The 25,936-nt window shown below is 59.3% G+C and carries 28 protein-coding genes; 12 read left to right on the forward strand and 16 right to left on the reverse strand.

Annotated features, from left to right (window positions below):
• Positions 1 to 23 precede the first annotated feature (23 nt).
• The 3 genes from AC07UI_RS09155 (at position 24) to AC07UI_RS09165 (ending at position 2,651) form a co-directional block, all read left to right on the forward strand.
• Positions 24 to 683: a CoA transferase subunit B gene (locus tag AC07UI_RS09155; RefSeq protein ID WP_494992179.1), complete on the forward strand. Its 660-nt coding sequence runs from the start codon at positions 24 to 26 to the stop codon at positions 681 to 683.
• 26 nt (positions 684 to 709) lie between these two features.
• The gene (locus AC07UI_RS09160) at positions 710 to 1,891 is read left to right on the forward strand and encodes an acetyl-CoA C-acetyltransferase (RefSeq protein WP_494992180.1); all 1,182 of its coding nucleotides are present in this window, start codon (positions 710 to 712) and stop codon (positions 1,889 to 1,891) included.
• A 361-nt stretch (positions 1,892 to 2,252) separates the two neighbouring features.
• Positions 2,253 to 2,651 (forward strand): hypothetical protein, encoded by a 399-nt coding sequence (locus tag AC07UI_RS09165; protein WP_494992181.1) that lies wholly within the window; start codon positions 2,253 to 2,255, stop codon positions 2,649 to 2,651.
• A 308-nt stretch (positions 2,652 to 2,959) separates the two neighbouring features.
• Here the strand turns inward: AC07UI_RS09165 and AC07UI_RS09170 are convergent, their stop codons facing one another.
• Entirely contained in the window at positions 2,960 to 4,054 is a 1,095-nt protein-coding gene (locus AC07UI_RS09170; protein ID WP_494992182.1) for a DUF1615 domain-containing protein, read from the reverse strand.
• A gap of 280 nt (positions 4,055 to 4,334) precedes the next feature.
• Here AC07UI_RS09170 and AC07UI_RS09175 point away from each other — a divergent pair, with 280 nt between their 5' ends.
• Entirely contained in the window at positions 4,335 to 5,867 is a 1,533-nt protein-coding gene (locus tag AC07UI_RS09175) for an FAD-dependent oxidoreductase (RefSeq protein ID WP_494992183.1), read from the forward strand.
• A gap of 3 nt (positions 5,868 to 5,870) precedes the next feature.
• Here AC07UI_RS09175 and AC07UI_RS09180 read toward each other — a convergent pair whose 3' ends face one another.
• The 4 genes from AC07UI_RS09180 to AC07UI_RS09195 all read right to left on the reverse strand — a co-directional run bounded on the left by AC07UI_RS09180 (position 5,871) and on the right by AC07UI_RS09195 (position 8,750).
• Positions 5,871 to 6,449, reverse strand: a complete 579-nt coding sequence (locus tag AC07UI_RS09180; protein WP_494992184.1) for an antibiotic biosynthesis monooxygenase — start codon at positions 6,447 to 6,449, stop codon at positions 5,871 to 5,873.
• Positions 6,450 to 6,510: 61 nt separating this feature from the next.
• Positions 6,511 to 7,485, reverse strand: coding sequence for a porphobilinogen synthase (hemB, locus tag AC07UI_RS09185; RefSeq protein ID WP_494992185.1), 975 nt, complete (start codon positions 7,483 to 7,485; stop codon positions 6,511 to 6,513).
• Positions 7,486 to 7,644: 159 nt separating this feature from the next.
• The gene (locus AC07UI_RS09190) at positions 7,645 to 7,974 is read right to left on the reverse strand and encodes a nuclear transport factor 2 family protein (RefSeq protein WP_494992186.1); all 330 of its coding nucleotides are present in this window, start codon (positions 7,972 to 7,974) and stop codon (positions 7,645 to 7,647) included.
• 68 nt (positions 7,975 to 8,042) lie between these two features.
• Positions 8,043 to 8,750 carry a glutathione binding-like protein gene (locus tag AC07UI_RS09195; RefSeq protein WP_494992187.1) on the reverse strand — a complete coding sequence of 236 codons (708 nt, stop codon included), beginning with the start codon at positions 8,748 to 8,750 and terminating at the stop codon, positions 8,043 to 8,045.
• 548 nt (positions 8,751 to 9,298) lie between these two features.
• Between AC07UI_RS09195 and AC07UI_RS09200 the strand changes: the two genes are divergently transcribed.
• Together AC07UI_RS09200 and AC07UI_RS09205 are read left to right on the forward strand one after the other, a co-directional pair.
• Complete coding sequence (locus tag AC07UI_RS09200; protein ID WP_494992188.1) at positions 9,299 to 9,973, forward strand: histidine phosphatase family protein; 675 nt, start codon at positions 9,299 to 9,301, stop codon at positions 9,971 to 9,973.
• Between the two features lie 93 nt (positions 9,974 to 10,066).
• A complete protein-coding gene (locus AC07UI_RS09205) occupies positions 10,067 to 11,119 on the forward strand; it encodes a permease (RefSeq protein WP_494992189.1) in 1,053 nt (350 codons plus the stop codon).
• 3 nt (positions 11,120 to 11,122) lie between these two features.
• Here AC07UI_RS09205 and mnmH read toward each other — a convergent pair whose 3' ends face one another.
• From mnmH to AC07UI_RS09235, 6 genes are all read right to left on the reverse strand, one after another.
• Positions 11,123 to 12,226, reverse strand: a complete 1,104-nt coding sequence (gene mnmH, locus AC07UI_RS09210) for a tRNA 2-selenouridine(34) synthase MnmH (RefSeq protein WP_494992190.1) — start codon at positions 12,224 to 12,226, stop codon at positions 11,123 to 11,125.
• On the reverse strand, positions 12,226 to 13,260 hold the full coding sequence (selD, locus tag AC07UI_RS09215; RefSeq protein WP_494992191.1) for a selenide, water dikinase SelD: 1,035 nt from the start codon (positions 13,258 to 13,260) through the stop codon (positions 12,226 to 12,228). Before selD ends, mnmH begins: the two co-directional genes overlap by 1 nt.
• A gap of 126 nt (positions 13,261 to 13,386) precedes the next feature.
• Positions 13,387 to 14,343 carry a quinone oxidoreductase family protein gene (locus tag AC07UI_RS09220; protein WP_494992192.1) on the reverse strand — a complete coding sequence of 319 codons (957 nt, stop codon included), beginning with the start codon at positions 14,341 to 14,343 and terminating at the stop codon, positions 13,387 to 13,389.
• 39 nt (positions 14,344 to 14,382) lie between these two features.
• Positions 14,383 to 14,556, reverse strand: a complete 174-nt coding sequence (locus tag AC07UI_RS09225) for a DUF1427 family protein (protein WP_007969534.1) — start codon at positions 14,554 to 14,556, stop codon at positions 14,383 to 14,385.
• 140 nt (positions 14,557 to 14,696) lie between these two features.
• Positions 14,697 to 15,476 (reverse strand): AraC family transcriptional regulator, encoded by a 780-nt coding sequence (locus tag AC07UI_RS09230; RefSeq protein WP_494992193.1) that lies wholly within the window; start codon positions 15,474 to 15,476, stop codon positions 14,697 to 14,699.
• A 207-nt stretch (positions 15,477 to 15,683) separates the two neighbouring features.
• Positions 15,684 to 15,851, reverse strand: coding sequence for a metallothionein (locus AC07UI_RS09235; protein ID WP_494992194.1), 168 nt, complete (start codon positions 15,849 to 15,851; stop codon positions 15,684 to 15,686).
• Positions 15,852 to 16,170: 319 nt separating this feature from the next.
• Between AC07UI_RS09235 and AC07UI_RS09240 the strand changes: the two genes are divergently transcribed.
• Positions 16,171 to 16,752 (forward strand): DcrB/PsbP domain-containing protein, encoded by a 582-nt coding sequence (locus tag AC07UI_RS09240; RefSeq protein ID WP_494992195.1) that lies wholly within the window; start codon positions 16,171 to 16,173, stop codon positions 16,750 to 16,752.
• Between the two features lie 32 nt (positions 16,753 to 16,784).
• Here the strand turns inward: AC07UI_RS09240 and AC07UI_RS09245 are convergent, their stop codons facing one another.
• On the reverse strand, positions 16,785 to 17,501 hold the full coding sequence (locus AC07UI_RS09245) for an alpha/beta hydrolase (RefSeq protein WP_494992196.1): 717 nt from the start codon (positions 17,499 to 17,501) through the stop codon (positions 16,785 to 16,787).
• Between the two features lie 491 nt (positions 17,502 to 17,992).
• Complete coding sequence (locus AC07UI_RS09250) at positions 17,993 to 19,105, reverse strand: succinylglutamate desuccinylase/aspartoacylase family protein (protein WP_494992197.1); 1,113 nt, start codon at positions 19,103 to 19,105, stop codon at positions 17,993 to 17,995.
• Positions 19,106 to 19,522: 417 nt separating this feature from the next.
• Here AC07UI_RS09250 and AC07UI_RS09255 point away from each other — a divergent pair, with 417 nt between their 5' ends.
• The 3 genes from AC07UI_RS09255 (at position 19,523) to osmE (ending at position 21,272) form a co-directional block, all read left to right on the forward strand.
• Complete coding sequence (locus AC07UI_RS09255) at positions 19,523 to 20,176, forward strand: type 1 glutamine amidotransferase (protein WP_494992198.1); 654 nt, start codon at positions 19,523 to 19,525, stop codon at positions 20,174 to 20,176.
• 141 nt (positions 20,177 to 20,317) lie between these two features.
• Complete coding sequence (locus AC07UI_RS09260) at positions 20,318 to 20,830, forward strand: DUF3016 domain-containing protein (protein WP_494992199.1); 513 nt, start codon at positions 20,318 to 20,320, stop codon at positions 20,828 to 20,830.
• Between the two features lie 88 nt (positions 20,831 to 20,918).
• Positions 20,919 to 21,272: an osmotically-inducible lipoprotein OsmE gene (gene osmE / locus AC07UI_RS09265; protein ID WP_494992200.1), complete on the forward strand. Its 354-nt coding sequence runs from the start codon at positions 20,919 to 20,921 to the stop codon at positions 21,270 to 21,272.
• Between the two features lie 59 nt (positions 21,273 to 21,331).
• On the opposite strand, the gene AC07UI_RS09270 is transcribed toward osmE, so the two are convergent.
• On the reverse strand, positions 21,332 to 22,162 hold the full coding sequence (locus AC07UI_RS09270; protein WP_494992201.1) for an arylamine N-acetyltransferase family protein: 831 nt from the start codon (positions 22,160 to 22,162) through the stop codon (positions 21,332 to 21,334).
• 200 nt (positions 22,163 to 22,362) lie between these two features.
• On the reverse strand, positions 22,363 to 23,133 hold the full coding sequence (locus tag AC07UI_RS09275) for a phytanoyl-CoA dioxygenase family protein (protein ID WP_494992202.1): 771 nt from the start codon (positions 23,131 to 23,133) through the stop codon (positions 22,363 to 22,365).
• 278 nt (positions 23,134 to 23,411) lie between these two features.
• Between AC07UI_RS09275 and AC07UI_RS09280 the strand changes: the two genes are divergently transcribed.
• Positions 23,412 to 24,074, forward strand: coding sequence for a methyltransferase family protein (locus AC07UI_RS09280; protein ID WP_494992203.1), 663 nt, complete (start codon positions 23,412 to 23,414; stop codon positions 24,072 to 24,074).
• Between the two features lie 41 nt (positions 24,075 to 24,115).
• A complete protein-coding gene (locus AC07UI_RS09285) occupies positions 24,116 to 24,331 on the forward strand; it encodes a hypothetical protein (protein ID WP_494992204.1) in 216 nt (71 codons plus the stop codon).
• Here AC07UI_RS09285 and bcaP read toward each other — a convergent pair.
• Positions 24,328 to 25,716 carry a branched-chain amino acid transporter BcaP gene (bcaP, locus tag AC07UI_RS09290; protein WP_494992205.1) on the reverse strand — a complete coding sequence of 463 codons (1,389 nt, stop codon included), beginning with the start codon at positions 25,714 to 25,716 and terminating at the stop codon, positions 24,328 to 24,330. The two genes, AC07UI_RS09285 and bcaP, sit on opposite strands and share 4 nt — an antisense overlap.
• Between the last annotated feature and the right edge of the window lie 220 nt (positions 25,717 to 25,936).

The following is a 25,936-nucleotide window of genomic DNA, read 5'->3' on the forward strand; positions in this document are numbered from 1 at the left end:
ATAACAGAGCATGGAGAAAAACAATGGCTCTTACCCGCGAACAAATGGCTCAGCGCGTCGCCCGCGAAATGCAGGACGGCTTCTACGTTAACCTCGGCATCGGTATTCCGACCCTGGTCGCCAACTACATCCCGGAAGGCATGGAAGTCATGCTGCAATCGGAAAACGGCTTGCTCGGCATGGGCTCCTTCCCCACCGATGCTGAAGTCGACGCCGACATGATCAACGCCGGCAAGCAGACCGTCACCGCCCGTATCGGCGCGTCGATTTTCTCTTCGGCCGAGTCTTTCGCGATGATTCGCGGCGGCCATATCGACCTCACCGTGCTCGGCGCTTTTGAAGTCGACGTGCAAGGCAACATCGCCTCCTGGATGATCCCCGGCAAGCTGGTCAAGGGCATGGGCGGCGCAATGGACCTGGTGGCCGGTGCCGAAAACATCATCGTCACCATGACCCACGCCTCCAAGGACGGTGAGTCAAAACTGCTGCCGCGCTGCAGCCTGCCGCTGACCGGCGCAGGTTGCATCAAACGTGTACTGACTGACCTGGCCTACCTGGAAATCCAAGACGGTGCGTTCCTCCTCAAGGAGCGTGCACCCGGTGTCAGCGTCGAGGAAATCGTCAGCAAGACCGCCGGCAAGCTGATCGTACCTGAGCACGTCCCGGAAATGCAGTTCGCCTGAACGCCGACTGAATGAGGAGAGATTCGATGCAAGAAGTCGTCATTGTTGCCGCAACCCGCACTGCCATTGGCAGCTTTCAGGGCTCGCTGGCCAGTATTCCCGCGCCGGAGCTCGGCGCGGCCGTGATCCGCCGTCTGCTGGAACAGACCGGCCTCGCCGGTAGCGAAGTGGATGAAGTCATCCTCGGCCAAGTGCTCACCGCAGGTTCAGGCCAGAACCCGGCACGCCAGGCGTCGATCTTCGCCGGCCTGCCCCACGCAGTACCGGCGCTGACCCTGAACAAGGTCTGCGGTTCGGGCCTCAAGGCCCTGCACCTGGGCGCCCAGGCGATTCGTTGCGGCGATGCGCAAGTGGTCATCGCCGGCGGCATGGAAAACATGAGTCTGGCACCCTACGTCCTGCCCGCAGCCCGCACCGGCCTGCGCATGGGCCACGCAAAAATGATCGACAGCATGATCAGCGATGGCCTGTGGGATGCCTTCAACGATTACCACATGGGCATCACCGCCGAGAACCTGGTGGAGAAATACGGGCTCAGCCGCGAAGAGCAGGATGCCTTCGCCGTAGCCTCCCAGCAAAAAGCCACGGCGGCCATTGAGGCCGGTCGCTTCGCTGACGAGATCACACCGATCCTGATCCCTCAACGCAAAGGCGATCCGCTGTCCTTTGCCGTCGACGAACAACCCCGTGCCGAGACCACCGCAGCATCGTTGGCCAAGCTCAAACCGGCGTTCAAGAAAGACGGCAGCGTCACCGCGGGCAACGCTTCAAGCCTCAATGACGGCGCTGCGGCGGTACTGCTGATGAGCGCCGACAAGGCCAAAGCATTGGGCTTGCCAGTCCTGGCGCGGATCGCCAGTTACGCCAACGCCGGTGTCGACCCGGCGATCATGGGCATCGGCCCGGTATCGGCGACCCGCCGTTGCCTGGAAAAGGCCGGTTGGAGCCTGGGTGAGCTGGACCTGATCGAAGCCAACGAAGCCTTCGCCGCGCAGTCACTGGCGGTCGGCAAGGAGCTGGAATGGGACGCGAGCAAGGTCAACGTCAACGGTGGCGCGATTGCCCTCGGCCATCCTATCGGTGCCTCGGGATGCCGGGTGCTGGTGTCCTTGCTGCACGAAATGATCAAGCGTGACGCCAAAAAAGGTCTCGCCACGTTGTGCATCGGTGGCGGTCAAGGCGTAGCGCTGGCGATCGAGCGCAACTGATTCAACGAGCAACATGGACAAGGCCCGGCTCCACGATAGCCGGGCCTTTTCTTTTCCCACTCGACACACGCCAATCCCCCCGTAGCAGTTGCCGAGTAATGCGAGGCTACGTTCGGCGGCGAAGCCGTCGCCAAGTCTGCACGCGCGGTGTTCCAGAAAGACCGGGGTGTCCGGTTTTACGACGGCTTCGCCGCCGAACGCTGCCTCGCATTACTCGACAGCTGCTACGGGGGGATGCAGGCGGGGCTGTCTTCCATCATCCGCATCGATGTTCACCATCGACCCAATGAAGTTCTCATAAAAATCCTGACGCGTAACATCTGCTCCATACCCAACCAATAACACCCCGGAGCACACCATCATGAAACGCCAGATCATCCTCAGCATCGCTTTCTCGGTACTTGCAGCCAACGCTTTTGCCGCTTCCTCCACTCACCCGGTCATCGCTGAAGGTGGCTCGGACCGTCTGATCGAAAGCCGCGTCGCTGAAGGTGGTTCCGACCGTCTGATCGAAAGCCGCGTCGCTGAAGGTGGTTCCGACCGTCTGATCGAAAGCCGCGTCGCTGAAGGTGGCTCCGACCGTCTGATCGAAAGCCGCGTCGCTGAAGGTGGTTCCGATCGTCTGATCGAAAGCCGCGTCGCTGAAGGTGGTTCCGACCGTCTGATCGAAAGCCGCGTCGCTGAAGGTGGTTCGGATCGTCTGATCGAAAGCCGCGTCGCTGAAGGTGGTTCCGACCGTCTGACTCAGAATCGTGCATGAATAGCCTTACTGCGGTACTCAATCAAAAAGCCCGGCTTGATCAGCCGGGCTTTTTTATGGGTGTTCTAAACGTGGGAATTGATCGTTCCCACGCTCCCGCGTGGGAATGCATCCTGTGACGCTCTGCGTCACCTCTACAGCGGACGCAGAGCGTCCGGGGCGGCATTCCCACGCAGAGCGTGGGAACGATCAAGACCATGAACGTCGCCTAAGGCGAGTTCAGCGTCATCGAGCGTTAGGGTGAAACAGGTGTAAACCTATTTCAGGACTAGACATGTTCCAAACGTGCAGGAAGCCGCTCCCCCCCGTCAGCCACCCGAAGCCTGTGCCATGCAGCGCTGATGGCGTTCATCGACCCGTTTGGCAAACCAGGCAGTGGTGAGTTTGCGGGTGATTTTCGGGCTTTGCAGAACGATACCTGGCAGCATCGCCCGTGGCAGTGGCTTGCCTTCGGCCTTTTCGGCCAGAGCAAAGACTCGCTTGTAGAGTGTGCTGTCTTCGAATTCAAGACTATTGCCCTGCTCCAGCTGGCTTCTGATGGTCGGGTTACGCATGTCCAGTTGCTTGCCCAGGGTTCGCACTGCCAACTCGGTCGTTCCGGGCATGATGGACCCAAAGGCAATCAGGTCGCCATCGAGTGCCAGCCCGATCCCCGAAGCGCGACTGACAGCGCTCTGGAAGGCGGCATTGCGGCTGGCGTACCAACCGGCATTGAAATCGGCGAAGCGGTACAACGGTTTGGAGTAACTCACCGGATAACCCAGCAAATGTGCAATGCCGAAGTACATGCCGCCGCGACGGCTGAACACTTCGTGGCGAATCGAGCCGTCCACGGGATAGGGATAGGCTCGCGTCCGGGTTTCGGCAAACGCGATGCTGACTTGCATCGGCCCGGCGGTGTGCACCGGATTGAAGTTCCCGAAGAGGTTGCGCCCCATCGGCACCATGCCGATGAAGTCGTCAAAAATGGCGCTGAGATCCTTTTCGGTACGCGCGGCACTGAGCCGATCACTGTAACTCTTGCCGTTTGGCGAGCGAACCTGCAAAGCCGCGCTCACCAATAGACTGGGGACATGCACCTTCGCCGCACGGCGGTCGATTTCATCTCGCGCAATTTTTCCCAGCCCCGGTACTGGCGGGTCAACCTGAAAAGTGGACTCCTGCTCGGTCACTGCCAGTACTGAACAGAGGTTTTCCGTGGTCGGGGCAATGCCTTGCGCCGCGAACGCGGCGTAGATGTCGGTGGCCCACCCCTCTCGATCAACCGTCTTCGCCGGTAACAGTCGAACAATCTTCGCCCTCACCTGCTCCGGTCGCGCAGGCGACTCCTGAGTGCGCTGGCTACCGCAACCAGCCAGCACCAGCAGTGTGGCGATACTCGCAATGAGTCGAATTGATCGCATGCTTCCTCGAATGATCGCGTTGGGCTGATGGAACGACTATGAACAAAGCCGCCGCGGATATCGACCCTTGAGTCGAGCCGCTGTTCAATGCCGGTCAGTCAAGTAGTTTGTGGCTCCGCACATTCCCCGTAGCAGCTGCCGAAGGCTGCGTTCGGCTCTGCTCCCTTAATCATCCGGGATTCACACGTTCCCTCACAAACCGCTTTTACCCAGCTGTCAGCTGCTCAACATCGGCGCACACTCTACGGCATGAAATTGATCTCTACCGGAGGGCAACGACATGAAGCGCTGTGACGTTCTGATCATTGGGGCCGGCCCGACCGGTCTGGTTCTGGCGCTCTGGCTCAGCAAGCTGGGGATCAAGGTGCGGATCCTCGACAAGACCGCTTTGCCAGGCACAACATCGCGAGCCCTGGCGGTCCAGGCGCGAACCCTCGAGCTCTACCGTCAGCTCGACCTCGCAGACGCCATTGTGCAACGCGGTCACACGGTGCCTGCGGCCAACCTCTGGGTCAAAGGCGAACCGGTTGCGCGTTTGCCGTTCGAGACTATTGGCAAGGATCTGACGCCTTATTCTTTCCTCGAAATGTACCCTCAGGACGAACACGAACAACTGCTGATCGAACGTCTGGAAATGTTCGGCGTTTCGGTAGAGCGCGAAACCGAACTGAAGAGCCTCGAGGAGGCCGACGGATACGTCACCGCGCACTTGATCAACGCTCAGGGGCAGGAAGAGACCTGCGAAGCCCGTTACCTGGCGGGTTGCGACGGCGCCCGTTCGACGGTGCGCAAAACCCTTAATACGGGTTTTCCCGGTGGCACCTATCAGCAGGTTTTCTACGTCGCCGATGTGGACGCAGCAGGTCCGCCGATCAACGGTGAACTGCACGTGGACCTCGACGAAGCAGACTTCCTCGCAATCTTCCCCCTGGCAGATGCAGGTCATGGACGTGCCCGGTTGATCGGGACGGTACGAGACGAGCGCGCCGAACACGCCGAGACGCTCAAGTTCGAGGACGTCAGCAGCCGGGCCATCGAGCATCTCAAGGTTCAAGTACTCAAGGTGAACTGGTTTTCCACCTATCGTGTGCATCACCGGGTGGCGGACCACTTCCGCAGCGGACGAACGTTCCTGCTGGGCGACGCCGCGCATGTCCACAGCCCCGCCGGCGGTCAGGGGATGAACACCGGGATTGGCGATGCGATCAATCTCGCCTGGAAACTCGCTGCCGTGCTGAAGGGCAGCGCTTCGGACACGCTGCTGGACAGTTATGAAACCGAGCGCATTGAATTTGCCCGACGACTGGTGGCAACCACCGATCGGGTGTTCAGCTTCGTCACCGCCGATGGGCCCATTGCCAATATTGTGCGGACACGCCTGGCACCGTTTCTGCTAGCCAAGGCCACCTCACTGGCAGCGGTACGCGAGTTTATGTTCCGCACGATTTCGCAGATCACCCTGAACTATCGAGCAATGCCCCTGAGCGCCGGCAGCGCCGGCGACGTTCATGGCGGTGATCGGTTGCCCTGGGCACACGATGGCGATATCGACAATTTCAATACGTTGTCGGGGATGTCCTGGCAGGTCCATGTGTACGGCCTTGCCAGCGACGCACTCGTTGCATGGTGCGCGGATCACTACATTGCGTTGCACATTTTCCCTTGGGGACCTGTCCATGAAGCCGCCGGCCTTGCGCGCGATGCGTTCTATCTGTTGCGGCCCGATACCTACGTGGCGCTCGCTGAACTGTCCAGCGACCCAACGGTTCTCGAACGCTATTTCAGCGAGCGCGGGATCCGGCCCGGGCCTTAGTCATCATGACGCAGACCTTGGCTGCAGCCACTTGCTGAACAGCCGGGTCACCGGTGGCATGAACACATAGACCACCAACAGCACGATGCTCAAGGTGATCAGCACGTTGCTCTGCACGTAACCACCCAGCCACGGCTGCCGGACGAACAGTGGCGTCCACAACATCGGCACCAGAAAGCTCAAGGGCAGGATCACCAGAAAGGTGACGCAGGCCTGCTTCCAGCGCGGTGGTGGAGCCTGCCCGTCAGCATCGACCGGCGTAAACCAGAACTCACGGTCGGCGTTGACCTCGGTCTGATCACCATCGGCCAGCATTGGCTGCGCTTCCGCTACCAGACGCTGACGATCTTCTGAGTCCAGCCAGTGCTGCAATTGCCCGGTCGTGGCGAAGCGCAACACACTGGTGAAGAGTGCCAGCCCACCGTCTTGCCCGCGCACCACATCGATTCCCAGATGCCCCGGGTAATTGCGGGCAATAGCGATAGTGCGGCGCAACCAGGCTTCATACTTCTCATCCTGGCCCTGTTTGACTCGGTGCCGCACCAGCAGCGTTACCACCCCATCCGACGGCTCGATGTTCATGCCTGGCTCCTCCCGATCGTGAACGTGGATCAGCTTAGTCCAAGCCAGGAGACATCAGGCTTCAAATCCCGCTCAGCGCCAGATCCATCGCAAAGTAGCTGAAGATCAGGTCCGCACCCGCGCGCTTGATCGCGCCCAGGCTTTCCCGAACGATACGTTCCTCATCTATAGCACCCGCCGCCGCGGCGAATTTGATCATCGCGTATTCGCCACTCACCTGATAAGCCGCCAACGGTAGCCGCGAGGCCTCGCGAATATCGCGGATGATGTCCAGATAAGCGCCCGCTGGTTTGACCATCAAGGCGTCGGCGCCTTCTTGTTCATCCAGTAGCGACTCGCGCACCGCTTCGCGGCGATTCATCGGGTTCATTTGATAGCTTTTGCGGTCGCCCTTCAGCGCACTGCCGCCGGCTTCGCGGAACGGGCCGTAAAGCGCCGATGCGAATTTGGTCGAGTAGGCCATGATCGCCGTGTTACTGAAACCAGCCTCGTCGAGGGCACGACGGATGGCCTGGACCTGCCCGTCCATCGCCGCTGACGGTGCGATGACATCTGCGCCGGCGCGCGCGGCGGCGACCGCTTGCTTGCCCAGATTGATCAGTGTCTTGTCGTTATCGACCTCACCGCCGTGCATCACGCCGCAATGGCCGTGATCGGTGTACTCGCAAAAGCAGGTGTCCGACATGACGATCATGTCCGGCACGGCGTCCTTGCAGATGCTCGCCATGCGCGAGACCAGACCGCGCTCATTCCAGGTGTCGCTGCCCGCGCCATCCAGATGATGCGACACACCAAAGGTCATCACCGACTTGATACCTGCCCGCGCATAACGCTCGATTTCGCCTGCCAGTTTCGACTCGGGAATGCGCATCACGCCGGGCATGCTTTTGATCGGGACAAAATCATCGATTTCCTCCTCGACGAAAATCGGCAGCACCAGATCATTGAGCGTGAATTCGGTTTCCTGGAACAGGCTGCGCAGGCTGGCGGAACGTCGCAGACGACGTGGACGTGCTTCTGGGAACTGGCTGGACATTGGTTTTCCTGAAGGTAGGCCAAGGGTGTAAACGAGACGAACGTCTAAAGGGATGAGAGCTTATGCCCGCATCCCGGAACGACACAAACGTCACTTCAGAAAGAGTTTGTTACAGACTTCGCAACAATGACGAGTGAGGTCGTAGGGACGGTCTCGTGCTCATGCGCCGATACCCAGCGAAGCAATCCGTCCCTGCTGCAGGACAAAGCGGTAAGTGACCTCGACCGGGCTACCCGGAAAATTTCCGACGAGCCGGGCGCGCACCAGCGTAGTGCCTTTCTCTTGCGAGACGCTCAGAGGCTCGACGCTATATTGGTACTTGGCCTGTGCCGCTTGTTTCCAGGCTTTAATGGCTTCCAGTCCCTGATACACCTGCCCTTCATCGCGGACGTTGGCGTCGTTGGTGAAACAGCGTTCTAATGCAGTGGAATCTGTGGTTTTCTCGCCCGAAAAATAATCGGCAAGGGGTTCAGGCAGCACAATGCTCATCGTCTTTTCCTCGATTGCTCAGTGAAACCGCCGAGCAGCTGAATATTCGGCGGCGCCTTGACGTATGCCTAAAGCACTGACTTAGGGATTTCCAGCCCCCGAACAACCGCCGGCCGCGCCACAAATCGCTCCAGCACCCGCAACACGTTGGGATAGTCGTTGATTCCCACCAGATCCCCGGCCTCATAAAACCCGATCAAATTTCGCACCCACGGGAACGTCGCGATGTCGGCGATGGTGTAGCGCTCGCCCATGATCCAGTTGCGGCCGGTCAGCCGCGCTTCAAGCACATTCAGCAAACGCCTGGTCTCTGCGACAAAACGATCGCGGGGGCGCTTGTCTTCGAAATCCTTGCCGGCGAACTTATTGAAGAAGCCGACCTGGCCGAACATCGGGCCGATCCCCCCCATCTGAAACATCAGCCACTGGATCGTCTCGTAGCGCGCTGCCGACTCCTGCGCCAGCAGTTGCCCGCTCTTGTCGGCCAGGTAGATCAGAATCGCCCCGGACTCGAACAGTGCCAGCGGTTGGTCGCCCGGGCCGTGAGGGTCAAGGATCGCCGGGATCTTGTTGTTAGGGTTGAGCGACATAAACTCGGGAGACAGTTGATCATTGGTGTCAAAGCCCACACGGTGAGGCTCGTAAGGCAGACCGATTTCTTCAAGCATGATCGACACCTTGACGCCGTTAGGGGTCGGCAAGGAATAGAGCTGAATCCACTCAGGGTACCGGGCAGGCCATTTTCGGGTGATGGGAAAGGCAGAAAGATCAGTCATGGTGAACGTCCAGTGACGGTGTCGTTTGAGGATTGTCCGCTCGTGCCTGGTTATCACGGCGGGCTGATTATAGATGCAGCCATATTCGGCCAATGCCAGTCAGTTAAGGAATTTCAGGTTCAGCACTGTCCCCCGTAGCAGCTGCCGAAGGCTGCGTCCGGCGGCGAAGCCGTCGCAAATCCTGCTTCCACGATTTGTCTGGAATACCGCAGTGACTGTTTTACGACTGCTGCGCAGCCGGACGCAGGCTTCGCCAGCTGCTACGGTTCGCGCAATGTCTTGACTGACTGGCATCAGCCATATTCGGCCCCTCTTGAATCCGAAACATCTTGTCGCTAACAGTTCCGTTCCGCCACCCTCCGCCCCGGATAAAGTGCGGTGAATTGACCGGGAGCGAACCAAAGGCTTTCCAGGGACGGTGAGAAGGACCTTCCGGTACACGAACCAGCTGATACTCTGTCAACGCCATGGACAACCACACACAGCAGGAAGCTCGCGGTGGTGAGGTTTGTCAGCCTTAATCGAATGCGCTGAAGATCGACTATTCAATGAACAATCCTCTGAATTTAGTTAAACGTTTGAAACATCGCCCCTATGTTTTGGGAACTGCGCTGCTGGTAGCCGGTGCAGTGTTCCTGGCGCTGCAAGCCCGTGAACGCCTTGCGCCGCCGGCTGACGGAACCCAGACCCTGGTGTTCCTGCGCCACGCGGAAAAACCCGCCGGCGGCCTCGGGCAGTTGAATTGCCAGGGCCTGAACCGCGCCATCAATCTGGCGACGCTGCTGCCGGAAAAGTTCGGCAAGGCCAATTACGTGTTTGCCGCCAACCCGACTCGTAATGTCCAGGAAGGCGAAGATGACAACTCTTACAGTTATATCCGGCCGTTGATGACCATCAGTCCCAGCGCGATAAAACTCGGATTGCCGGTGAACATCAACTACTCGGTCAATGACATCGGCGACCTGGCTGACGAGTTGCTGCAAGACAAGTACCACAACTCGACTATCTACACCGCCTGGTCCCACGGCTACCTGCCCGAACTGATGAACAAAGTGGCTGAAGAAGCCATAGGCGAAAAACGCACTATCACTGAAGACTGGCCGTCCAACGATTTCGATTCGCTCTATGTGCTGACGCTGACCTGGCATAACGGCAAGGCAACCTTGCTCAGCAACAGCTATAAGCAAGGGCTGGACAACGGGCCGCAGGACTGTCCGATATAACCGATTGGCTGCAGCCCACACGCAGTGGGCTGAACAGAGTTAACGACGGTGAGCTATCATGCACCGTAATTCCCTACTGCCCGGACCCCTGCCATGCCCATCTCCTCCGCAATCCCCGCCCGGGGCTTGTCGCTCTGGTGGAAACCCGCCCTGTTCTTGCTGGTGGCCTTCATTGGCCTCTATTACGTCAAATGGTCTCCCTACTACCTCAAAGCCTTCGTAGCCGCCGACAATCACAGCATTGGCGCCTCGATCCTCAACGATGAACAGACGGCACCACTGGCCGCTGCGTTGACCTACGCCAAGGTGTATTTCCTGGCGATCTGGAAAGCCGCCGTACTGGCGGTGATCCTCGGCTCGCTATTGCAAGTGCTGGTCCCGCGAGACTGGCTGCTGCGGTTGTTCGGTCGCGCCGGCTTTGCTTCGACCCTGCGCGGTGGGTTGTTCGCGCTGCCGGGGATGATGTGCACCTGCTGCGCCGCACCCGTGGCGGCGGGCATGCGTCGCCAGCAAGTGTCAGTGGGCGCGGCGCTGGCGTTCTGGATCGCCAACCCGGTGCTGAACCCGGCGACGCTGGTGTTCATGGGCTTCGTGCTGGGCTGGGGCTTTACCGCACTGCGATTGGTGGCTGGCATCGTGTTGGTGCTGGGCGTGTCGTTGGTGGCCCAGCGCATCTCTCGCCCCGAAAGCGTGCCTGAAGCAGCACTGGAAGCCGTGGCTCAAGCCAGCACAACGGACTCGCAATCATTCCTGGTGCGCTGGGCGCGAACCTTGTGGCAACTGTTCTGGAGCACCATTCCGGTCTATATCGTGGCCGTTCTGGTGCTGGGCGCCGCCCGGGTCTGGATGTTCCCCCACATCGATGGCGCGATGGCCAACAGTTTGCTCTGGCTGGTGCCGCTGGCCATCGCCGGCACGCTGTTCATGATCCCCACCGCCGCAGAAATCCCGATCGTGCAAACCATGATGGCCCTGGGCATGGGCACCGCCCCGGCAGTCGCGCTGCTGATGACCTTGCCGAGTGTCAGCCTGCCGTCGCTGCTGATGCTGCGCAAAGACTTCGACACCCGGGTGCTGGTGACCGTGGCGGTGCTGACCATGTTGATCGGTGTGATCTGCGGTCTGGCAGGCGCAACGCTGCTTTAACCCTCAGCCACGCTGGCTGCCGCGCTCACGCAGATACTCGAGCACGGCAGCCTGCTCGCCGGCGAATTCGATGCGCTCGCCTTTGTGCTCCCGCTGGAAGGCGTACATCGGATCGTAGTATTCGCTCAGCAATCCTTCGATCCAATCGCGGTGCAGATCCACTGCCCCGCTACGCGCCTGCTCTGCCAGCGCCGTTTCCATGAGTGCCAGCATCCGTTGGTGGCGCTCGCCACCCAAGCGCTTGTGAATATTATTCAAACTCGCCAGCATTCGCTCGCAGAAGAGTGCGAAGCCCTGCTCGCCATGCACCGCAGTGAACTCCGCGCACAGATTGACCACGTAATCACGCAGGATGCGCTCGACCCGCCCTTGCAGGCTGTCTTCGAGCCAGACCATAGGGAAACGCTGCATGCCCTGATAAAGCGGGAGCGGCAAGGCGCAGCCGCCGACCATGCGACTCTCATCCTCCAGGACGAATCGCTCGATGCCCCTGGCGCGCTTCTTCAGCACATCCACGGCCAGACTGTTTTCAAAATCGATGTTGGAGGGTTGGCCGGTCGCGCGTTTGCCGAAACTGGAGCCGCGGTGATTGGCGTGGCCTTCCAGATCCAGCGCGTTGCTCAACTGAGTGAGCACATCGGTTTTGCCCGTACCGGTCATGCCGCCGAGCACAATGAAATCGCACTGCGCGACTGCCTGATCGACCGTTTCCAGCAGGAAGGTGCGCATCGCCTTGTAGCCGCCAGCGACGCGCGGGTAATCGATGCCAGCCTCGTCCTTGAGCCATTGCTGGACGATCTGCGAGCGCAAGCCACCGCGAAAACAATACAAACAACCATCGGGATTGGCCCGGGCAAAATCAGCCCAGGCCTGGACACGTTTGGCTTTGATTTCGCCGGACACCAACTGATGGCCCAGGACGATGGCCTCCTGCTGACCTTGCTGCTTGTAGCAGGTGCCGACCCGTTGCCGCTCGCTGTCGGTCATCAGCGGCAGGTTGATTACCCCGGGAAAGGAGCCCTTGGCGAACTCGACCGGCGCACGGGTATCCATCATCGGCCGGTCGTTGAGGAAAATATCGCGGTAGTCGGTGATGTCGATGGGCATCAAAACACCTCTACCGCGTTGGTCTGTCGTTCAACCAGTTCACCGATCGGCTCGAGCGCCAGGCCCAGTTCGGCGGCAACCGCCAGGAACTGCTGTTGGCCCTCAGGCGTCACGGCGACCAGCAAGCCGCCGCTGGTCTGCGGATCGCAGAGAACCCGCTTGTGCAGCTCTTGAACGCGACCGACCTTGCCGGCATAGCTGTCGAAGTTACGCAGGGTTCCGCCCGGCACGCAGCCTAGATCGAGGTAGTACTCGACGCCGGGCAGGCGCGGCACGCGCTCATATTCGATGCGCGCGGTCACACCACTGCCATCAGCCATTTCCACCAGATGCCCGAGCAAACCAAAACCGGTGACATCGGTCATTGCCGTCACGCCGGCCAGCTTGCCGAAGCGGCTGCCAGGTTTGTTCAGGGTGCACATCCAGTCGCGCGCCAGGCCGACATCGGCGGCGCGCAGTTTGCCCTTCTTCTCCGCCGTGGTAAGGATGCCAATGCCCAAGGGTTTGGTCAGGTAAAGCAGGCAACCGGCGGTGGCCGTGTCGTTACGCTTCATATGGCGCTTTTCCACCAGCCCGGTCACGGCCAGACCGAAGATCGGCTCTGGAGCGTCGATCGAATGACCGCCGGCCAGCGGAATTCCCGCCTCATCGCATATCGAACGTCCGCCGCGAATCACTTCCCGGGCGATCTCCGGTGCCAGGACATTGACCGGCCAGCCAAGGATCGCAATCGCCATCAAGGGATCGCCGCCCATGGCATAGATATCGCTGATGGCGTTGGTGGCGGCAATACGCCCGAAATCGAAGGGGTCGTCGACAATCGGCATGAAAAAGTCGGTGGTCGACACCACACCGCGCTCTTCGTCGATGGCATACACCGCCGCATCATCACGGGAGGCATTGCCCACCCAGAGTTTGGGGTCGAGGTTCTGCGCACCACTACCGGCCAGAATCACCTCCAGCACCTGGGGCGATATCTTGCAGCCACAACCCGCACCGTGGCTGTACTGGGTCAGGCGAATCGGCTCGCTCATAGGAATACCTCTTGATTTCAATGTGAGCGATTCTAACAGAGCGGTTGCGGCGAATGGCGTGCCAGAGGCCTGAATGAAGTCTCCTGTAGCAGCTGGCGAAGCCTGCTGCTACAAAAACCGGACCGATCACGGCAATAAGATCACCTTCTCACCGCTGCCCTGATTCACCTCGGCATACCGCTCCAGCCCTTCGGCCAGCGGCGATTCAAATAACCCTTCAGGCAATGGCAGCAGCCCTTCATCGAAGAACCGACCGAACTGCTCAAGCATGGCCGCACAGGCCTCAACGCCGTACAACAAGGAATTGATCCCGACCACCGAACCACCCCGGCGATACAGCGCCAGTGCCGGCAACTGCACATAGCCGTCCACCGGAGCAGCGATAATTGCGATGCGCCCGAAATTGGCCAGTGCCGGTACTGCCGACGGTAACCAGAAACCTGTGGTGTCGAAAATCACGTCGGCGCCCCCGGCATAGACGGCATTGACCTGGGCCGCCAGATCTTCCGGCTTGTCCAGGTGGATTGCGTTGAAACCCTGGGCCTGCAAGGCCTTGACCTGTTCGGGCCGACGGGCCGCTGCCAATACCTGTGCGCCACGAATCTTCGCCAACGCCAGTGCAGCGCTACCGACCGCGCCGCTACCAATCACCAGCAAACGCGTCTGGGCAGTGACCAGGCTGCGTTCCAACGCATCCCACGCCGTGGTGTATGGCACACCGAGGCTGGCGGCCTGGGCAAAGCTCAAATGTGCAGGCTTGCGCGCCACGCCCTTGGCCGAAAGGGTCACGAATTGCGCATGGGAGCCGTCGGCGAAAAAGCCCAGCTCTTTACCCGTGCCCCAGACTTCCTGACCCAGCAGCGCCTGCGGGCCTTCCACAACTACGCCTGCAAAGTCACGACCGGGAATCCGTGGCAGGGTGGTGTACGGAAAGCGCCCCAGTACATTCTTCACATCGCTGGGGTTCAGGCCTGCGGCTTTGATCTGCACCAGCACCTCGCCGGCGCCCGGTACCGGCATTGGCACGTCGACGTACTGCAGCGCCGCGAGGTCGCCGGTTTTGGAGAATTGCAATGCGTTCATGGGGATTTTCCACCGAAGTTAAATGAGATCACTCGCCCCTCAGGAGAGCCAGCCGGCAACCAGTTGCCGACCCATGGGCCACAACTGCTCGCCCGCCAACATGCCCAGTAACCCGACCAGCGCAATGGCCGGTGGCGCGGGCGAACGGAAGTCCAGCGCGCCGTAAAGCAGGCCGACACCCAGCCCGATAGCCAGTGAAATGAGGTAGTTCATGCTCGACTCCGTGCACAGGGTGTCGCCGCCCATGAGGGGCGTGCGACGATGTTAAGGTAAGCACAGAGTGTAAGAGTCAGCCGCCGAAGGGATCGGCCAAGGACTTCTGGTTTTCGGTCAAAAACCGCTGGCCTGACGGTTTAGAGCGGGCGATTGCCCAGCGGATAGTGCGAAGGTGGCATGCCCAGTTCGCGACGGAACATGTCGCTGAAACTGCTCGGGGAATAGCCCAGCGAGCGCGCAATCAAGCTTACTGGCACCCCCTGAATCAACTCAGCCACCGCCGTCGCCAGCTGCACCTGCCGCCGCCACTCGGCGAAACCCATCCCCAGCCCGACCTTGAACAGCCGTGCGAGGGTGCGCACGCTGGCGCCGGCATTTTCTGCATGTCGTTCGAACGGAATATCCAGCGAAGGCGCCGACATGACCGCCTGACACAGGCTTGTCAGCCGCCGGTCGGAGTCGTCGGGCATGGGGATCTTCAGCACTGAACGCCTGGCTCGTTTGAGCTCCAGCAATGCCAGGTGGACCAACGCTTCGTAGTAATCCTGTTGCTGATCGTCACCCTGCTCCACCAGCCCGAGGATCAGTTCACGCAACAATCCGCCCACCTCGATCACCTGGACGCTGCTGTCCAGCGTCGCGGCCAATGCCGGTCGCAAATAGATATTGCGCATCTGCAGATCCGAGACCACGCGGATCCCGTGCACCACCCCAGGCGGTAACCAGACCGCTCGTTGCGGCGGCACCACCAACGCTTCGTTTGGTGTTTCGACCCACATCACCCCGCTCATCGCATACAGCAACTGGCCCCAGACATGCTCGTGCGGCTCGATATACAAGCCACGAGGATAGGTGCGCGACAACGGCTGCACGGGCACATCGGTGTCACTGAGATCGGGAGGCGCAGCAAGGGCCATGGCGAAAGATCGGGATCGTTTGAAGGATGCCCTATCGTAACGAGGCCTCAGGATTGTTACCACTTGGCGAAAAAAAACCGGATGCCACTCAAACGGATGTTAAATTCAAAAAAAAAACCATTTGCACAATAAAAAGTCATGACACTGGCCAACCAGCCTCTGCCAATGGAAGTGGAGCCGCCCCAGACTCCACTTCAGCCTGCACTGTCAGCCATGGGCGCCCTTGGCACACTGGCAGCCTTCAGAGACACAAGGTTTACCGTCAGCATGATGTTCGGCACACGCCTGGCAGCAATAGTGCTTGCCGTGGCGGACGATGGAATGCTCGCCGATTTTGCAGGTGCAGCTTTTACAGGCGCAGGTGTCATTTTTCATAGGTTGGACTCCATTGTTGTGGTCGTCGAAGCGTGGCCGCAACGCCACACTTTACGTAGTAACCGCCCACGCCGAAGCTTGCTTGCAGTAGTTTGCGCGAGCGCTTTTCACTCATGGGTAAGGTTAGTCGACTGTGGCACGGTTACTGAGAATGCAAGGCGGGTATCAGGGCTAGCCCCCTCGCCAAAGCAATTGCTTCCACACAAAGCATGGGGAGGATCAAACCTGAAAGTGAAACGCTCAAAAACATCTCACTGGAGTGATTCACTGCGCCCATGGGATGATCGCCTCCACAGCGCGATTACCCTGGAGAGTTGGAATGTCATTGTTTGGTAACAAAGCCATCGTTTTGCTACTGGCCGCCGCAGCCAGTTTCGGCGCCATGAGCGTTTACGCGGCGACCCAGCCAGCGGCAAAAACCTCGACCGCGCAAAAGGTCTCAACCTTGGGTGGCAAATTCACCTTCAACCTGCCCCAGGGCTTTGAGGCCAACTCCTTGCCCCCTGGCGACTCAGCCAATGGCACGGCCGGTGCAATGGGCACCATGTACACCAACCAAACCAGCAAAACCGTGGTGATCGTTGCCGAAAACATCCGTACCGACGGCGTGCAGACCAAAGACAACGACAGCGAATTCCTCGACGGTGCAGTCGAAAGTTTCCTGCAGAAACAAAGCACGGCGCTGCCTGACTTCAAAAAACAGGATGAAAAGAAACTGACCATCAAAGGCCTGGGCCTGCGTCAGATCGACAGTGCAGCTACCATGGGCGGCGGCAAGACCCTTGGCACGACCTTACTGGCGGGTTCAGGCAGCCGCATCCTGGTGATCCAGATCATCTCGCGCGCCGATGACCAGGTTGGACACACGGCGCTGGTCAAACAGATTACTGGCGAGAAATAAGCCGGACGCGAGCGCTAAACACCGCTCCAGGCTCACCGATTGAGTGTCAGCAGCCAGTTATTCAAGTCTTGCATTTCGGTTGCGCTGATGGTGTGGCCGATACCCGGATAGGCATGGAACCTGGGGTTGAGCGCCAGGCGTTGCAGCAGGCTGTTGGCATCGCTGCCATCGGTATACGGAAGCCGTTGATCGGCAGTGCCATGGCCGATAAAAATCGCCAGCTGCTCAAGGTTTTTGTCGGGTTTAAGCTCAGATTTCAGCACCGGTAAAACCTTGCCGCTCAACGCGGCGATCCCGCGCACGATCTCTGGATGGCGCAGGCCAACCTCGTAGGACATGATCGCCCCCTGGCTAAAGCCCACCAGAAAGACCTTGTCGCTTTGGGTGTGATACTTCGCGGTGGCCTGGGCGATGAAATCGACGATCAGCCTGGCGCTACTGTTCAGGTCATCGGTTTCGCCGTCGTATGCACCCTCGCCTTTTTTGTGAAACCACTGATAACTGTCCGCATCCAGCACCTGCGGCGCCCGCACCGAGACATAGGTGTACTGCGCGGGGAGTTCATCCTTGATCCCGAACAGATCCTCCTCGTTGCTGCCGTAGCCATGCAGAAAAATCACCAGCGGCTGGTTGCGTGAATCGGGGTCGGCCTGCTCCAGATACTGCAACGGCAGATCGGTTTGTATCTCGGTTTGCGCCTGCACGGCGGTGGATGCCAACAGCAGCGCCATGGCCAAAAACTTGAACATATATCTTCCTGTTACTGAGTAGCGGATTCGCGCAAGAGCCTAGCACTGCGAAGGTGGATCACGAAGGTTGATCGTTCCCACGCGCAGCAAAGGAATGCAACCGTGACGCTCTGCGTCACAGAAGCAGACGCAGAGCGTCCACAGAGGCGTTACCACGCGGAGCGTGTGCATTGATCGTTCCCACGCTCTGCGTGGGAATGCAGCCCGTGACGCTCTGCGTCACAGAAGCAGACGCAGAGCGTCCAGAGAGGCGTTACCACGCGGAGCGTGGGAACGATCATCCAACGATCAGCTTTGCCCTGTGCCCTCAATCACTACTCAGCTTCCCACCCCGACACTTTCGGCTGCCAGATCCCCAGTTGTGCATTGATCGCTCCCACGCTCTACGTGGGAATGCAGCCCGTGACGCTCTGCGTCACAGAAGCGGACGCAGAGGCGTTACCACGCGGAGCGTGGGAACGATCATTCAACGATCAGCTTGCCCTGTGCCCTCAATCACTACTCAGCTTCCCAACCCGTATCGCCTCCCGCCCTGCCACTTTCGCCAACCAGATCCCCGGTTGCGTATAGCGCCCGCGATCAATGGCAAACAACACGCCACTGGTCCCGGCGCAGACGGTGCTGACCCGATCATTCAGTGGGTCGACCACTTCAAACAGTGCATCGCCCTTCTCGACCCATTCACCGGCACTGCGCAGGAAGCTGACCACACCGTGATGTGGTGGGAACAGGTACTCGGTGCCTGCGAACGGCATGCCTTCGCAGCACTGGCTCGGGGCTACGGGCCATTGACCTGCGATGAAGCCTTGTTCGGCGAGGAAACCGAGGATGGCTTCGCAATTGGCCTGGGCCTGGTCGATGCGCGTGTCGCCTATGCTGCCCAGTTCCAGGGTAGTGGCGAGGTTGGCCGCAGGGATAGCGGCGTGCGGGTATGCCTTCGCCAGTCGCAGCCAGGGCGATGAGCAGGATTCGTCGAAGGAGTTACCGCCGGAGTCTTCGGCCAATAGCGCGACGCCGGCCTGCAAGCGTGCAGCCAGGGATTGCCATTGCGGCCAGTGCTGCGGCAGTGCATAGAGGTGAATCGCCGCGTCGAAGTCGCAATGCAGGTCGAGGGTGATGTCGGCGTCGCAAGCGTGGCGCAGCAGTAACCGGTGCAGGGCTTCGAGTTGTGAGGCCGGCGTGGGCAAGTCGTCGAGCACCTGGCCCATGGTTTGGCGAATCAGCGCGATGTTGGCCTGGGCATCGTTGCCCAACCGGTCACCGATCAACTCTCCGACCGGGCCGCTGAGTTCATAGAAGGCGCGGTTGAAGTTTTTGCCGCTGCCCAGCTCGAAACGCCCCAGGTGGCTGCCTTGCAGGTGCTGGTCCAGACCGATGGGGTTGGCCACCGGCACCAGTTCGACGATGCCCTTGAGCTGGTCTTGGCTCTCGAGTTCGGTGAGGCGTTTTTTCAGCTCCCACGCCGTACGCATGCCTGGCAGTTCGTCCGCGTGCAGGCTGGCCTGGATGTAGACCTTGCGGGTGCCGACGCCGAAACGGAAGACGCTGAGGCGCCGCTCCGTGCCCAGGTGGCTCCAGGGGAGTGAGTGGTCGATGCGTTGCATACGTAAGACTCCGAATGATGGAGATAGGGATGCCCTAGAAGATCGTAGCCTTTGGCAGCTCCTTCGGGGCGCGACTCACAGCACATGGAAAAGGTGGCAGCCGCGTTAACGATTGCCACCTTTTTTTGATCGGGGAGATTACTCGCCGAATACGTCGAACTTGGAGTACTTGTATCGAGGTTGACCGCGCCGGCCATGGCGGACACGAACAACACCGACAGTGCCGGAACACCGAGCAGTGCTGGCTTCTTCATCTGTAGTTCCTGGTGCGCAGGTTCTTATCAGGACTTTTCGATTGGCAAACATCGAAGTGACCGGCAGTCTAGAAAAGCGCAATCAGCGCAAATTGTGCCGATACGGCAATTAGATATAAAAAAAAATAACGTTCGTATCACCGACTGAAACTGAGGAGTTGCCGTGTCGAACAATCCGACTTCATTGAGCCTGATCCAGCACCATCCCGCCGAGGGCCCCGGCGCTATTGCCCAGTGGGCCGAGGCTCGCGGGCTGACGCTGAACATCTATCGCGCCGACCTCGGCGAGCTGCCGCCCATCAGCGCCGCACCGGTGATTATTTTGGGTGGGCCATACGAGTCCAACGCCGGGCCGCAATGGCTGGCCGAGGAACGCAAATGGTTGGCCGCAAGCCTCGCCCAGGACGCGCCAGTGTTCGCGATTTGCCTTGGCGCGCAACTGCTGGCGCGGGGTCTTGGCGCAGATGTGCGGCGGATGGCCGATACCGAGACGGGCTGGACCGAAGTGACCTTTGCCGATGGCAGGGTGTTGAAGGTGCTGGAATGGCATGAGGATGCGATCGATCTGCCTCCAGACGCTCGCTTGCTGGCCAGCAGTGCCCGGTGCTCGCAGCAAATGTACTCGGTCGGTCCGACGCGGGTGGGTTTGCAGTTTCATCCAGAGTGGAACAGTGAGTCGGTTGCGGCACTCAACGCCCACTTCGCCGAGGAATCGCCCCTGCCCCGCGATCAGGATGACAGCGACGCCTACGAACAGGTTTTCGACTGGCTGCAGGAGACGCTGGATGGCTGGTGGGCGGCTCAGCAGTTCTGCTGATCGCTGAAAAGCCGGGAGCTTGAGCGGTGGTTGACTGAAAAGCGCCAAAGCCGACCGTCGCTGAAGTTGCCGAATACCTTGCGGGGCGTAAAATTGTTACAAGGTAGCGGCCCTCGCTGAAGCCGCGCCAGGAGGTGTGTTATGCGCGTCACAGGCGCTTGCACGGCGGTCCTGCTGATGCTGATGAGCAGCATGGCGCAATCGCTCGCCGCAGCGACCTCGGTCGAGGTCAGCTTCAAGAATCCCGAGACGTTCCGTGATGCCAGCCTCAACGTTGCAGGCTATGAGCGCGGCGCCGACGATTTCGTCATGAAAGAGTTGCGCAGCTATTTTGAACAGCTCGGCAAACGCTATCTGCAATCGGGCCAAGTGCTGCAGATCGAAGTCCGCGACATTGATCTGGCCGGTCGCTATGAACTCTGGAATACCTATTCCAGTAATGTGCGCTTTATGCGCGACATTACCTGGCCATCCATGCAACTGCATTACGTACTCAAGCAAAACGACCAGACGCTTCGCCAGGCCGATGCCCATCTAAGCGACAAGTTCTATCTGCAGCGTCCCGGCCGCGCCACCAGCAGTGACCGGCTCTACGCTGAAAAAGCCATGATCGCAGACTGGTTTCGCACTCAGTTCAAGCAGCCAGGGTCTTAGCGGTCTACATTGATAATCCATACCCCGCTCGCCCAAACCTTGATGTGCAAAGGCGTTGGGCGCACCAGGCAAACGTGGGAGCCCGGTCATGTCCAATCTTCTACTCGCGACCTTTTTTGTACTGGCAGCATTGGCGGCTTGCGCCCCCCCGCAAGAGCAGATTTTCCGGGACCAGCCGTTGGTCGCGCGGGTCAAGGAAGGCATGAGCAAACAGCAGGTCCTCGACATCGGGGGGCAGCCTGCATCGGTGAGCAAGCGCACGGTAAACCCCGGGGCCTGCCTCGACTACCTGCTCATTCAGGGCGGACAGCAACAGACCTACCACATCAGCCTCGATGCAACCGGCAAAGTGGACCACAAGGGTTTTATCAGCTGCGCCGGTCGGGAAAGCCTGGAACAGGCTGCCAAAGAACGCTCCGAGCACAGTGGCGGGGGCTATTGACCCGGTAAGGCCGTGGCGCGCGGAGGTTTCAATCAGGTATTCGCTGGTCGATCCCGGTGCTATACGGTCTGGGTGATTAACCGCGCAATGATCTGCTTGAGCTCAGGATGTTGCGGAACACGGATCCCGAACTCACCTTGTAGCAGCTCGATGATCTCATCGGCGTCAGTGAGCTGCCGTCGTTCACTCTCACATCCCATACGATGGAGGGCATAACTGCCATTGTTCAGCGTACGGCGCAGCCCTTCCCCCGTCCTCGCCACCACCAACTGCCCAAGAAACGGCGAGTCCTTATGAGTCGAGACGTACCAGTTACCCACCTCGTAATCGATCGCTGACTGCGCTTGCAGATCAAATACATAGAGGGCACGCCAGTCGCCGGCGACCTTCGCACGCAGGGTATAACTGCCTTCATGGTGCGTTATGCGGTACGGCTCATGGGGTGTTGCCTGCTCTTGTTCAGTGTCCAGTCGAAGTGGCGTCGTGGGTACCATGCCGCCGAAACCGACGTCCGAGATATAACGGGTTCCGTCCAGCGTCAACAAACTCAAGCGATGAGTGCGGGCAGTCAAAGCGTCTTCAGGACCGCCCATCACCACGCGTCCGGTAATGCCTCTGGCCTGGAATCCAAGCTGTTGAAGCAACGCCAGGAACAGGTTGTTGAGTTCGTAGCAATATCCTCCACGCCCCTCGTGCAGGACTTTGCGTTCCACCGACGCAAGATCGATTGGAACCGGAACCCGCAACATCGTAGAAAGCGTTTCAAAGGGAAAAACGCTGGTGTGGCGCAACTGAAGCTCGCGCAGTGTTTCCAGCGTCGGTGGCGGCGGCGCGTCGTAGCCCAGGCGTTGCAGGTACAAATCAACGTGGGTCAGTTGTGGTTGGCTCATGACTCAGTCCTTATGCATGGGGGTCTCATGGACAGCGCTCATCATCCGATCAGGTTCTGATGGATGGAGAGCGACCTGTCGATGCGCGCCAGGTATAAGCCATAAGTGCGCAGGGCCGACAATTGATTTATCCAATCACCTCGAAAACCAGAGCAATCCTTCACCCGCCACTCAACGCTGCCTTCGCGATGCCAAACAGTTCAGTCGTATTCGGCTTCCTGGTGCTCTCCCAGCAGGCGCAGTTGTCGCGGCGTGGCGGCGGCCAGCACGGCAGGGTTGAAGCGCCAGTGCAGGTATGGCGCGAACTTCTGCGCCACCATTCGCCTGCCGTAGTGCACCTGTAACAGGTAACGGGTGCGGTCTGGCGTGCGGTTACTGCTGCCGGCGTGCCACAGTTCACTGCGAAACATCAGCACATCGCCAGCCCGGCACAGCACTGGCTGAGCCGGGCGGCCCTGCCACTGGCTCTCGCCGGCGATAGGCGGTCGTCCGGCCCGGTGGCTGCCGGGGATCACCAGGGTGGGACAGAGATCGGCGTCGATATCGTCGAGGTAAAGGTGCGCAGTGCAGATCTGCATCGGCAACTTGAATGCGGGATCGTCCAGCAGACTTTGTGGCAGTTCCATCACCAGATAGTCCAGATGCAGCGCGGCACCAACGAAGCCCGGATGGCAGCGCCAGGCGGTCTGGCCGATCACGTGGCAATCGGCACCAAGGGCCATTTCGGCCAGCTCGATAATTGCTGGCAAGTCGAGAAACGGCAGCCACAGCGGATCACGATTGAACACGCATTTGTAGTGCTCGAGCAGGCCGCTGTAGTCCCAGTGTTGTGGCTTCAGGCGGTCAATGGCATTGCGCAGGGTTTCGATCCGCGCGCTATCGAGCACCCCTGGCAGCAGGACGAAACCTTCTCTATGCAGAGCCCGCAGACGGTTGGCGGTCAGGCGTGGCGAACGTTCGGTGGTGGCCATGGCACGCACCCCGGCAAACGCAGATGACTCCAGACATACTTGCACGGTGCACGGTGTTTGGCCACGCAAGGGTATTTGAACCTGACGTCGCGTGAGTACAGATGGCGGCAGGTTACACGGGCGGTCCACCTGAGAATGGCTCTCGTCTGCAAATCAACCGAGGTCGTTCCCTGCGATATACTTAAACAGTCATTACCCTCGATGCGAAGCGCAATCGTGTTCAATGCCCCCGCGTAGCGCCGCAGCCAGGAAATAGATAAACAGCAAGCGAGCTCAGGATGACGACGCCCACGCTTAGATTAACCACCGTCACACTCGTCGGAACCCTGGCCTACCTGGGACTGGCCATTCTCGGCGAAGGAGGATTTGCCGCGTTCTTTGCACACGGGGCCTTGACCGCTCTTACCCTGGTACTTTTCGTCCTCTATGTTACGGGGCTTTTTTCCGAAGGAAATCTCAGTTCCGGAGAGTACGAAGATCGCTCCAACCGCTGGGTCATTGTCGTCATTTCGCTGATCGGATTGCTGAGCGCCTATCTACCGGCCTATACCGATCGCCAGGACCTATGGACGTTGGGCGCAGAGACAATGCGCTGGTTTGGCGTCTTACTCTTCGCCGTCGGTGGAGCGCTACGACTCTGGCCGGTATTCATACTGGGTCGACGCTTCAGCGGGCTGGTCGCCATCCAGCCGGGGCATCAGTTGGTCACCGATGGCGTGTACAGCGTCATTCGCCATCCCAGCTACCTCGGTTTTCTCATCAATTCGCTGGGATGGGCGCTGGCATTTCGCTCCGTCATCGGCGTGCTGCTCACCGCGCTGATGCTCCTGCCGCTCATCGCGCGCATACGCGCCGAAGAAGCGATGTTGAGCAGGCACTTCGGCGACGAGTACGCGGCCTATCGTGCCCGCACGTCGCGGCTGATTCCCGGAATCTATTAAGGCAATCCCCCGCCCTCTCCCTGATAACAGCGGCGAATTCCGTGAAGAACCTTTTTTCGTGGCCATCGCTGTATTCACTGACGGCCTTCATCTACTACGCGCTCGGACTCTTCTCCGGCTCTCTGGCCGATCGCATCTCGACCCGGGCCGTCGTCAGCGCCGGCATTGTCTTGCTGGCGCCGGGATGCAATTTCGCACCTGAAAACGATTGGATGCTGATTGACACCCCAAAGGGAACTGACGAGATGCGGGATTAATGCAACAGCGAGCGGCGTCTCGCATAGGCGAAATAGATCACCAGGCCAATTGCCAGCCACGCTCCAAATGCCAGCCAGGTCGTCTGCTTGAGGAAGGTCATCAAGGTCACGCAGAACCCGATAGCGAGCAACGGGACAATGGGCACGCCAGGGCATCTGAATGCGCGAGGAAGATCGGGGCGGGTCTTGCGCAATACGATCACTGCCACCGAGATCAGACTGAATGCTGCCAACGTACCGATATTGATCAGTTCGGCCAGGACGTTCAGCGGAATCAGTGCCGAGATCAGCCCGAAGATTATTCCCACCATCCAGGTGGCGAAATATGGGGTTCCAAATCGTGGGTGAACCCTGGAAAGGCGCTGGGGAAGCAGTCCGTCCCGCGACATCGCGTAAATGATCCTGGTTTGACCGTAAGCCATCACCAGAATGACGGTCGTCATGCCAACGATCGCGCCTAAATCAACGAACCCGGCAACCCAGCTTTCACCGGCATATTGCAACGCCAATGAGACCGGATGATCAACGCCAAGGAATTGGGCATAGGGCACGATGCCGGTCATGATCATTGAAACGGCAACGTACAGCACCGCGCAAACGGCCAGGGAACCGATAATGCCGATGGGCAGGTCACGCGCCGGTTTTTTCACTTCTTCGGCGGCAGAAGAAACCGCATCGAAACCAATAAAAGCAAAAAACACCAAGGCCGAAGCGCTAAAAATGCCATGGCCGCCGAAGGGTGCGAAGGGTTGCCAGTTGGCCGGCTGAACATGTCGCACACCAACGGCGATAAAGAGCAGGACCACGGCGATTTTGATGATCACCATCACGTTGTTTACACGTGCCGATTCCTTGATTCCTACCGAAAGCATCCAGGTGATTGCCAGCATGATCACCAGCGCTGGCAGGTTGAACCAGGTTTCCACACCGGGCAACGAGCCTGGAGCCGCGGTCAGTACAACCGGAAGACCCAGCCCAAATCCGCTCAACAGGGACTGGAAGTAACCCGACCACCCAACAGACACCGCCGAGCTGGCCAGTCCGTATTCGAGCATCAGATCCCAGCCGATCATCCAGGCCACCAACTCTCCCAGCGTCGCGTAGCTGTAGGTGTAAATCGAGCCTGCTACCGGCACAGATGAGGCGAACTCGGCATAACACAGCGCGGCAAATGCACAGGCCAGCGCCGCTATCAGGAATGAAACCGTGAGGGCCGGTCCCGCAGTCAATGCGCCGGTTCCGGTTAATACAAAGATACCCGTTCCCACGATTGCACCGATACCAATCAGGACCAGATCCATCGGCCCCAGCACTTTTTTCAACCCGGCAGGAGCTCGGGCAGCAGCAATCATTGCGTCCAGGTCTTTTGTTCTGAATATGCTCAAAATTGCCTCCGTTTTTACTTGTTTTTATTGTCTGAGCCAGTGGCTTGGGTGTCGGAAACGACAAGAAATTGTATTTCAGGGCCTTAAAAATTAGCTTTCGAAACGCCTCTGTAATGAATTATTTTTCAGACGTTAATTATCCAAAATGTGTTCTTCAGGTAATTTTCTTTCTAATATTTTCAATTTGCAGAAATGGATGCTTGATCAAGGGCCCACGAGG

The organism is Pseudomonas sp. GW821-FHT04C07, from assembly GCF_059420325.1.